At 74.3% G+C, this 9596-nt stretch carries 8 protein-coding genes; 5 read left to right on the top strand and 3 right to left on the bottom strand.

Annotation, left to right across the window (positions count from 1 at the left end; genetic code table 11):
• Nucleotides 1-524 precede the first annotated feature (524 nt).
• Both ECOMGDLI_RS36655 and ECOMGDLI_RS03895 read left to right on the top strand, forming a co-directional pair.
• Nucleotides 525-3239 carry an AAA family ATPase gene (locus tag ECOMGDLI_RS36655; protein WP_369812711.1) on the top strand — a complete coding sequence of 905 codons (2715 nt, stop codon included), beginning with the start codon at nt 525-527 and terminating at the stop codon, nt 3237-3239.
• Nucleotides 3236-4405 carry a ParB/RepB/Spo0J family partition protein gene (locus tag ECOMGDLI_RS03895; protein WP_088313956.1) on the top strand — a complete coding sequence of 390 codons (1170 nt, stop codon included), beginning with the start codon at nt 3236-3238 and terminating at the stop codon, nt 4403-4405. Before ECOMGDLI_RS36655 ends, ECOMGDLI_RS03895 begins: the two co-directional genes overlap by 4 nt.
• Nucleotides 4406-4510: 105 nt before the next feature.
• On the opposite strand, the gene ECOMGDLI_RS03900 is transcribed toward ECOMGDLI_RS03895, so the two are convergent.
• The gene (locus tag ECOMGDLI_RS03900) at nt 4511-5506 is read right to left on the bottom strand and encodes a D-alanine--D-alanine ligase (RefSeq protein WP_088313959.1); all 996 of its coding nucleotides are present in this window, start codon (nt 5504-5506) and stop codon (nt 4511-4513) included.
• A 59-nt stretch (nt 5507-5565) separates the two neighbouring features.
• A complete protein-coding gene (locus ECOMGDLI_RS03905; RefSeq protein WP_088313963.1) occupies nt 5566-6900 on the bottom strand; it encodes a PLP-dependent aminotransferase family protein in 1335 nt (444 codons plus the stop codon).
• A 234-nt stretch (nt 6901-7134) separates the two neighbouring features.
• Here ECOMGDLI_RS03905 and ECOMGDLI_RS03910 point away from each other — a divergent pair, with 234 nt between their 5' ends.
• Genes ECOMGDLI_RS03910 through ECOMGDLI_RS03920 form a run of 3 tightly spaced genes read left to right on the top strand, consistent with a single transcriptional unit; the run spans nt 7135 to nt 8476 of the window.
• Nucleotides 7135-7383, top strand: a complete 249-nt coding sequence (locus tag ECOMGDLI_RS03910; protein ID WP_088313967.1) for a hypothetical protein — start codon at nt 7135-7137, stop codon at nt 7381-7383.
• Entirely contained in the window at nt 7383-8039 is a 657-nt protein-coding gene (locus ECOMGDLI_RS03915) for a GNAT family N-acetyltransferase (protein ID WP_088313970.1), read from the top strand. The genes ECOMGDLI_RS03910 and ECOMGDLI_RS03915 overlap by 1 nt, the downstream gene beginning before the upstream one ends.
• 8 nt (nt 8040-8047) lie before the next feature.
• Nucleotides 8048-8476: a hypothetical protein gene (locus ECOMGDLI_RS03920; RefSeq protein ID WP_088313973.1), complete on the top strand. Its 429-nt coding sequence runs from the start codon at nt 8048-8050 to the stop codon at nt 8474-8476.
• Between the two features lie 59 nt (nt 8477-8535).
• Here ECOMGDLI_RS03920 and ECOMGDLI_RS03925 read toward each other — a convergent pair.
• Nucleotides 8536-9596, bottom strand: a 1061-nt coding sequence (locus tag ECOMGDLI_RS03925) for an N-acetylmuramoyl-L-alanine amidase (RefSeq protein WP_088313976.1), incomplete at its 5' end; no start/stop codon positions are given.

Consider the following 9596-nt stretch of genomic DNA (forward strand, 5'->3'; position numbering starts at 1 on the left):
CGGAGGCGCACCCTGTTTCACGGGAAACCACGGCCTGGCCACTCGACGGGACACCTCCACCCGTCAGGGGCCGCCGCGGTGAGCCCACCCAGGACAGGAACGAGTCGGCGGAGGCGCACCCTGTTTCACGGGAAACCACGGCGGCGGGTCATGCAGTCGAAGGCACCGGACGCCCGCCGAGCAGGCACCCAGCCGGCGGTCGGGGAGGGCACGGCCGGATCACCTGAACGGTCAGGAGCGTCGCCGAGCGTTCGGTCGGTGAGAGCTCGGACCGGCCGTCGGTGGGGCTGCGAGCCGGGCGATCCCTCCGCTCATCGAGCCGGTGCCCCGTCCCTGGGCGCGTTCGTTGCGCCTCGCCGCCGAACCCTGCTTGGCTGGCGGAGGAACATCCGTTGTCGGCACATAGGGTGCAGTTGCCGCGGGCGGGGCCACAGCGGGGAGTGGACACGGGAGGATGACGCGTGAGTGGGATCGGCTGGCCGACACAGGGGACCGTCACCGAGGACGGAGGGCTGGGATGGCCGGTGGACGACGACGCGGATCTCGACGCTGACCTGTCGATGACACCTCCGGGCTCCGGCTCCGTCGCCGATGCGTCGACGTCGGGAACGGACGGCCTCGACCGGTCCGCCGCCTCCGAGGGAGCGGTCTGGTGGGAGGCCCTTCACGCGGACGACCAGCCTGAGGAGTCGGACGCGGCGGTGATCGTCGAGACCGGCCCGACCACGTTCGTCCGGGCGGCCGCCTCGTCGACGCCCGGCCCTGCGTCCTCGCCCGTTTCTGTCGCCTCGGTGCCGGCTCCGAGCCGGCAGGTCGATGTGCGGGCCCGCGAGTGGGGCGGGCCGGCGGCGCCGACTCCCGCTCTCGTGGGCGAGCTCCGGCGGATGGGTCACGACGGGTCCTCGGAGCGGAGCGGTTCGACGCCGTCCGCGTTTCACGTGGAACCGCCTTCCGAGGTGTCGCCGCCCGAGTCGGGTCGGTGGGGACGCTGGCGTGACTCCGTCGACGAGGCCCCGCGGGCGCTGTTCCAGGGCGACATCGCCGGCACGGAGGTCGCGGACCAGGCCGACCCTGCGCCGCTGGCCGGGCCGGAGCACCGAGTCGTCGGGACGACGGAGAAGCCGGAGTGGGTGCCCGACGGGTCGTCGGCCGGAGCCCGATCCTGGCGCGAGCCAGGAGTGAACGCTCCTTCCGCTCCTGGCGCCGATGCCCCGTCGGACAGCGAGCGAGCGTTCTCTCCCGGTGGCACCTCGAAGGGCTCGGACGAGATCGTCCCGGGCACCGTGGAGGCGACCCCGGACCCGGAGGGTGCCGTCCGGCCCCGCCTGGTGGACCTGCTCGGCGGGTCTGCGTCCGGAGACGAGCCGGCTGTTCCCTCCGAGGCAGCCGAGGCAGCCGGGGTGGTTGCTCCCGAGGCGGGAGACGCCCAGAGACCGGGCACGTCTGAGGCGCCTCCAGCCGATGGGGTTTCCCGTGAAACGGCTCGGGCGGCGGACGCCCCGGAAGGTAACGGCGGCACGACGAACGCTGTGCCCCCGACGCCGACCGGTGGGGGCAGGAGCGAACGTGACGCGGACGCCCCGTCAGTGGACACGTCCGCCGCCGATCTCTCGACGGGCGAGCCAGGACGGTCGGACGTGGTTTCCCGTGAAACGACGGACGCCGTGGACGAGCCGGACGAGGTGGCGGCCGGGACAGCGACGGCGGTCTCCGACGCGATCGAGGCCTCCCACGGGGAGGCGGCCTCCGACGAGCTGCCGCCCCTCGAAGACCTGGGGGAGCCGTCGGACGGTGCCCGCACCATGCCGCCGGGTGAGCCGGCGGGTGAGCCGGCGGGTGAGCCGGCGGATGAGCCGGCGGCTGAGTCGGCGGGTGAGCCGGTGGCCGGGGTCATCACCGGAGCGATCGACACGGACGGAGCGAGCGAGGCCGTTTCCCGTGAAACCGACACGCCCGGCACTGGTGCGGCGCCCGGCGACATGAACGGAACCGTCACCCCTGCGTGGGAAGATCGGGGCACGGACGACGGTGCTGAGACCGACTCCGTGGATATGTCGCACGACCCACGCGGTGACGCGCCCGCAGGGCAGACTGCACCCGCGGAGCCTTCGCACTCGGAGGCTCCGGGACCGATGGATGGGAGCGCCGGCATGGACGAGCGCGCAGGCGACGGGGGAGTCCTCGTCGCAGGTGCCGCGCCGTTGGGGCCGCAGGAGCAGATGAGCGAGTACGGACACATGACGACCACCGGGTCGACGCCGGTACGGGTGGGCTACGAGGAGCACGAGCGCGTGGACCTGGTCCGGTCGCTGCCGTCGGTGGACGACTCGACGCCGCTCGCGGTCGAGGTCGCCGAGGACGCGCGCCGCCGGATCACCCTTTCCGGCCGGCCGTTCCCCAAGCCGCCGCACACCCGGATCATGACGGTGGCCAACCAGAAGGGCGGCGTCGGCAAGACGACGACGACCGTCAACATGGCGGCGGCGCTCGCCCAGGCAGGTCTCAACGTCCTCGTCCTCGACATCGACCCGCAGGGGAACGCGTCGACGGCGCTGGGGATCGACCACCACAGCGACATCCCCAGCCTGTACGACGTCGTCGTCGAGGGGATGCCGCTGGCGGACGTCGTACAGCCGTGCCCGGACGTGCCGAACCTCTGGTGCGCCCCGGCGACGATCGACCTCGCCGGCGCCGAGATCGAGCTCGTGTCGCTGGTTGCACGTGAAACACGACTGCAGCGGGCGCTCGCCACCTACCTCGACGAGCGCATCAACGCCGGGCTGCCGAACATCGACTACGTCTTCGTCGACTGCCCGCCGAGCCTCAGTCTCCTCACGGTCAACGCCTTCGTGGCGGCCCGTGAGGTGCTCATCCCGATCCAGTGCGAGTACTACGCGCTCGAGGGGCTCTCGCAGCTCCTCAAACACGTCGAGCTCATCCGGGGGCACCTCAACCCGGAGCTCCACGTCTCGACGATCCTCCTGACGATGTACGACGGCCGCACCCGGTTGTCGTCGCAGGTGGCCGACGAGGTGCGCGAGCACTTCCCGGAGCAGGTGGTGAAGACCTCGGTGCCGCGCAGCGTGCGCATCTCGGAGGCGCCGAGCCACGGCCAGACCGTCATGACCTACGACCCGGCCTCGAGCGGGGCGCTGTCGTACCTCGAGGCGGCCCGCGAGCTCGCCGAGCAAGTGCTCACGTGGAACGACCGGCCGACGACGACTGAGGAGCGAGTGTGAGCGAGAAGCGACGGGGACTGGGCCGCGGACTCGGTGCACTGATCCCGAACACCACCGGGACGAAGACCGCGGGGGACCGTCCTGTCGACGTGTTCTTCCCGGGGAAGACGGAGAGCCCGCCTGCCGTCGTCCCCGAGGCCCGCGCCAACCCGAACGGCGAAGCGCCGGGGAGCGAGACCGCCGCGCCGACGAGCGCACCGGATGCCGGCGCGGGCACCGCGCCGACCAACGGCGTGGCGACCGAGGCCGCCACCACCGCCGTCGTCGACCTCGACGCCGCCGGCGGCTCGGCAGCCGCCTCCGCCGCCGCGGGTGAGCTGCTGCCGGTCCCGGGGGCCCGGTTCGCCGAGCTGCCCGTCATGTCGATCCGGCCGAACCCGCGCCAGCCGCGCCAGGTCTTCGACGAGGAGGCCCTCGCCGAGCTCGTCCACTCCGTCAAGGAGATCGGTGTCCTCCAGCCGGTCGTCGTCCGCGAGGCGGCGAGCGAGGACGGCGAGGCCCGGTACGAGCTCATCATGGGCGAGCGCCGCTGGCGGGCGACCCAGGAGGCCGGCCTCGACACGATCCCTGCGATCATCCGGGAGACGTCGGACGACGTCCTCCTGCGCGACGCGCTCCTCGAGAACCTCCACCGCAGCCAGCTCAACCCGCTCGAGGAGGCGGCCGCCTACCAGCAGCTCCTCGACGACTTCGGCTGCACCCACGAGGAGCTGGCCACCCGGATCGGCCGTTCCCGCCCGCAGATCAGCAACACGATCCGCCTGCTCCGGCTCCCGCCGCTCGTCCAGCGCCGGGTCGCCGCGGGCGTGCTGTCCGCCGGTCACGCCCGGGCGCTGCTCGGCCTCGACGACGCCGCGGCGATGGAGCGGCTCGCGCAGCGCATCGTCGCCGAGGGTCTGTCGGTCCGGATGGTCGAGGAGATCGTCGCCCTCGGCGACGGGCCTGTCGCCAAGCCGGCGAAGAAGCGGCCGCGGGCGGGCGGGCACACGTCGGAGCTCAACGACCTCGCGTCGCGCCTCGGGGACCGGCTCGACACGAAGGTCAGCGTCGCGCTCGGCCGGAGCAAGGGCCGGCTGAGCATCGACTTCGCCAGCGTCGAGGATCTCAACCGGATCATCGGCCTCATGTCGCCCGACGTGAAGGGCGTCTTCCAGGAGGTGCGCTGACCGCGCGCCGACGACGCCCCCGGAACGACGAGAGCGGCCCCGCACCGTGAGGTGCGGGGCCGCTCTCGTGTCTGTCGTCCCGACCGTGCGGGGCCCTGCGGGCGCTCAGACCCCCGAGGGGGCCGCCGGCTCCGTGGGTGCCTGCTCGGCCCCGGACGCCCCTGTGGCAGCCTCCACGAGCCGCCGGTAGAGCGTCCCGGCGTCCTCCCCGGCGGCCTCGACGGACTGCGGCAGCAGCGACGTCTCGGTCATCCCCGGGGCGACGTTCACCTCGAGGAACCACGGCGTCCCGTCCCGGTCGACGATGAGGTCGGTGCGCGACAGGTGCCGCAGCCCGAACGCGACGTGCGCCCGGACGGCGACCTCGGCGGCGGCTGCGGCCGACGTCTCGGTGAGCCGGGCGGGGCAGAAGAACTCGGTCGCCCCGGCGGTGTAGCGGGCGTCGTAGTCGTAGACCCCGCCGTCCGCGACGATCTCCACGGCCGGCAGGGCGCGCGGCCCGTCGCCCGAGTCGATGACGCTCACGGCGACCTCGACCCCCTCGACGAACCGCTCGACGAGCGCGACGTCGCCGTACGCGAAGCAGTCGACCATGGCCCGGGGGAGCGCGCCCGCCTCCCGGACGACGCTGACGCCGAGCGCCGATCCGCCCCGAGCGGGCTTGACGACGAGCGGCAGCCCGAGCCGCTCGACGAGGGCCGCGAGCACCCCCTGCGCACCCAGCTCGCGGAACGTGCCGTGCGGCAGGGCCACCGACTCCGGCACCCGGAGCCCGGCGGCCCGGGCGACGGACTTGGCCACCGGCTTGTCCCAGGCCATCCGGCACGCGGCGGGCGTCGCACCGACGTACGGCAGCCCGAGCAGGTCGAGGACGTCGCGGACCGCGCCGTCCTCACCGGTCGCCCCGTGCAGGAGCGGCCACACGACGTCCGGCTGCTCTGCCTGCAGCGCCGGGACGAGCTGGGCGTCGACGTCGCGGACCTCGACGACGCAGCCGGCGTCCCGCAGCGCCTCGGCCACGCGCCGTCCGGAGCGCAGCGAGACCTCGCGCTCGTGGGAGAGGCCGCCGGCGAGGACGACGACCCGGGGTGGATGTTCCACGTGAATCCTCCGTGCTGGCTGGGCGGGCCGGCTGTCTGGCTCGCTGGCTGGCCCGGACCTCAGGTGAGGTCGGGCGAGGGGGACTGGACCTGGCGGCGCCCGCCCGGGCCGGACGCCAGGCCCGTCGGGACACCCGGACCCCCGAAGGTCTCGAGCAGCTCGAGCTCGGCCTCGACGACTCCGGCGAGCCGGCGCACCCCTTCGCGGATCCGCTCGGACGTCGGGTAGCAGTAGGACAGGCGCAGGTTCTGCCGGCCCTGGCCGTCGGCGTAGAACGCGGTGCCGGGCACGTAGGCCACCCGCTCGGTCACCGCGCGCGGCAGCATCGCCGTCGCGTCGAGACCCTCGGGCAGCGTGACCCAGACGTAGAAGCCGCCCTTGGGCGTCGTCCAGCGGGCGGCCGGCAGCATGTCCGCCAGGGCGTCGAGGGTGGCGACCGACCGCTCCCGGTAGAGCTCGCGGAACACCCCGACCTGGTGCTTCCAGTCGTGGGTCTCGAGGTAGGTCGCGACGGCGAGCTGGCTGAACGAGCTCGGGCACAGGATCGCCGACTCGCTCGCGAGGACGAGCTTCTCCCGGACGGCGTGCGGCGCGACGGCCCAGCCGACCCGGAAGCCGGGGGCGAAGGTCTTCGAGAACGACCCGAGGTAGATGACGCCCTCGGGGTTGAGCGAGTGCATCGAGGGGAGCGGGTCGCCTTCGAAGCCGAGCAGGCCGTACGGGTCGTCCTCGAGGACGAGCACGCCGTACCGCTTGGCGATCTCGACGATCTGCGGACGGCGCTCGGCGGAGAGCGTCACGCCCGCGGGGTTGTGGTGGTTGGGCACCGTGTAGAGCAGCTTGACCCGGCGGCCCTCGCGGGTGAGCCGGGCGAGCGTCTCCTCCAGCGCTGCGGGGATGAGCCCGTCGTCGTCGAGCGGCACGTGGACGACGTCCGCCTGGTACGAGCGGAAGACGCCGAGCGCCCCGACGTACGAGGGCGCCTCCGCGACGACGACGTCGCCCGGGTCGACGAAGATCCGGGTCACGAGGTCGAGCGCCTGCTGGGAGCCGGTCGTCACGACGATGTCGTCGGGGTGGGCGTCGACCTGCTGCGGCGCCATGACGTCGAGGATCTTCTCGCGCAGACCGGGGTCGCCCTGGCCGGAGCCGTACTGCAGGGCGACCGTGCCGCGCTCGGCGACGAGCCTGGCGAGGGCGTTGCCGACGACGTCGAGGGGGAGCGCCGAGAGGAACGGCATGCCCCCGGCGAGGGAGACGACCTCCGGGCGGCTCGCGACGGCGAACAGGGCGCGGATCTCCGAGGCGGTCATGCCCCGGGTCCTGGCGGCGTACGTGTCGACCCAGCGGTCGAGCCTCGAGCCGGCGGCGGCCTGGTGTCCCTCCGGTGGCATGTGCGTGCGCCTCCAATCCCTGTGTTCATCGACGGGTCGCTGCTGATGGCGCCCGGCTGGTGCCGGGGCGTCGTCCGATCCTTCCGGCTGCCGGCGTCCGCCGTCATCCGGAATACTCAGGGGAGTCAATCGATCACCCAGTGTGTCCTTCACTGGAGCGAGACCCGCTGCGTACGATGTCCACAGGGTTCCCGGTGTGTCCGATGCCGGCCCCTCCACTGCAGGGAGTGTCGCATGCGACTCGGACGGCTCGTCGCAGCGGGCCTCGTCGCCGGTGCCGTCGCCGGCTTCGTCGGAGCACTGCTCCGCCCGCGCACCGTCCCGGCCTACGGCGCCGGCCCCGGTCCCGGCGCCCCCGGCGTCGCGACCGAGGTCGCGACGACCACGGCCCCCCACCGCCGGCTCGACGTCGACGCCGCCCACGAGGGGCCGCCCGACCATGCCGTCGCCGCCGCGGCCCGCCCGCGCGGGGCGGCGGGCTGATGGGGCGCCGGCTCTCGCCCCTCACTCTCGACACGCTCCAGGACATCCCGGACCCGTGCCGGTCCTGCGTCACGTGGGAGCTCGACCCGGTCGCCGCGCGCCGTGCCGGGGAGGCCGGGGACACCGCCTTCGAGAAGGAGGCCTGGGTCTCCGCGACGCTCCTCGAGTGGGGCTCGTGCGGCCGCATCGCGTACGTCGACGAGATGCCCGCCGGGTTCGTGCTCTACGCCCCGCCCGCGTTCGTGCCGCGCTCGATGGCGTTCCCCACGTCACCGGTGAGCGCGGACGCCGTCCTGCTCATGACCGCGCGCGTCCTGCCGCTGTGGTCCGGGGGCGGCCTGGCCCGGATGCTCATCCAGGCGGCGGCGAAGGACCTCACCCGTCGCGGCGTCCGGGCGGTCGAGGCGTTCGGGCTCGCCGTCGAGAGTGACGGGCCGGACGGCGAAGGGCCGGGCTCGCAGTGCCTGGTCCCGGCGGACCTGCTGCTCGCCGTCGGCTTCAAGACCGTGCGCCAGCACCGCCGTTACCCGCGGCTACGGCTCGAGCTCAAGACGGCGCTCTCCTGGCGGGAGGACGTGGAGCAGGCCCTCGAGCGGATCCTCGGCACCGTCCGGACGCCCGCGCTCACGAGCCAGAGCTCGCACCCCGGCGTCTGACGGCACGCGTGGCGACCGGTCCGGCCTGGGGGACGCCCGACTCCGTCCCCGAGCGCGCGCCCGACCGGGTGGACGTCGCGACCCGGGTCACCGGCCGCCCCGCCCTCGTGCGCATCGCGCTCGCACTGGTCCGGCCGTCCCTGACCCCGGGCCCGGGACGCCACACGTGGTCGTTCACCGCCCGCGGGATCATCGTCTGGAGCGCGGACGCCGCACCGCCCGGCACGGGGCAGGGCCGGGCGGGCAGCAGGATGCTGCAGCCCTGGAGCCACGTCGCGCGCCTCGAGGTCGACGCGCACCGGCTGACGGTGGTCATGAAAGACCGCCGTCGCGGGACGCTGCCGGCCTCCGCCTTCGCACCGGACCGCGTGCGCCACGTCGTCCGCTGGGCCCGCGCGGCCGGCGTTGCCGTCAGCGGGGAGCCGTCCGCCGGCTGACCGCTCGCCGGCTGATCGCCCGCCGGCCGATCACCCGCCGGTCGACCGGCGGCCGTGGGTCAGGTCAGGCCGGCGTGCGCCAGGACGTCGGCCAGGCGCAGCGAGCCGGTGACCGCGTCGTCCTCGGCGAGGTAGAGCCGCTGGACGGCGACGACGATCGCCTCGGCGACGGTGTCCCGGAACGCGGGGTCGGCCAGCCGGGCGGCGTCGCCGGGGTTCGAGAGGTACCCGAGCTCGACGAGGACGGCGGGCATCCGTGTCACGCGGACGATCTCGATCGCGCAGGCGTGGGTGCGCAGGTCGGTCATGCCGGTGCGGGCGACGACCTCGCGCTGGATCCGGTTCGCGAGGGCCTCGCCGGTCGCCGAGCGGGCGCCGACCCGGACGTCGCCCCAGAAGAACGTCGCGACGCCGGACGCCTCCGGGTTCGGGTGCCAGTCGCACGCGAGCGAGACGAACAGGTCCGCGTGGACGCCCCGCGCGAGCGAGGCCCGCGCCTGGTCGTCGGGGCAGGTCGTCGCGCCGCGGGTGAGCACCGGGGTGGCGCCGGTCGCGGCGAGCCGGCCCTCGATGCGGTAGGCGAGGTCGAGGGTGACGTCCGCCTCGGTGAGGTCGCCGGCGCGCGGCCCGGTGCGGCCGAGGCCGCCCGCGGCGTCGAGGACGACGACCTTGCCGGCGAGGCTCTTGCCCGCGACGGCGACGTTCGCCTGCTGGCGCAGCGCCCACGGGTCGCCGCCGCCGACGGCCCGCGAGAGCGCGCCGAGCGCGCGGAGCGTGCCGGGACCGCACAGGCCGTCCGGCTCGAGGCCGAGGCCGCGCTGCAGCTCGCGCAGCGCCTGCTCGGTCGCGACGCCGAAGACGCCGTCGACCGGGCCGCCGTGGAACCCGAGGGTGACGAGCCGCTCCTGGAGCGCCGAGACGTCGTCCCCCCGCATGAGGTGCCCGGGGGTGAAGAGCAGGATCCGGTCGCCGAGCCGCCAGCGCGCCCCGTCGAGCACCCGGGCCGTCTGCGCCCCGACGACACCGTCCGAGACGAGGCCGCGGCGCTGCTGGAAGGCCCGGACGGCGTCCTCGAGGGTCGAGTCGAAGACGTCCGGTTCCGGTGGGTGGGGGTCGGCGG

Origin of the sequence: Kineosporia sp. R_H_3, assembly GCF_002198675.1 — a bacterium.
Classification (GTDB): Bacteria; Actinomycetota; Actinomycetes; order Actinomycetales; family Kineosporiaceae; genus R-H-3.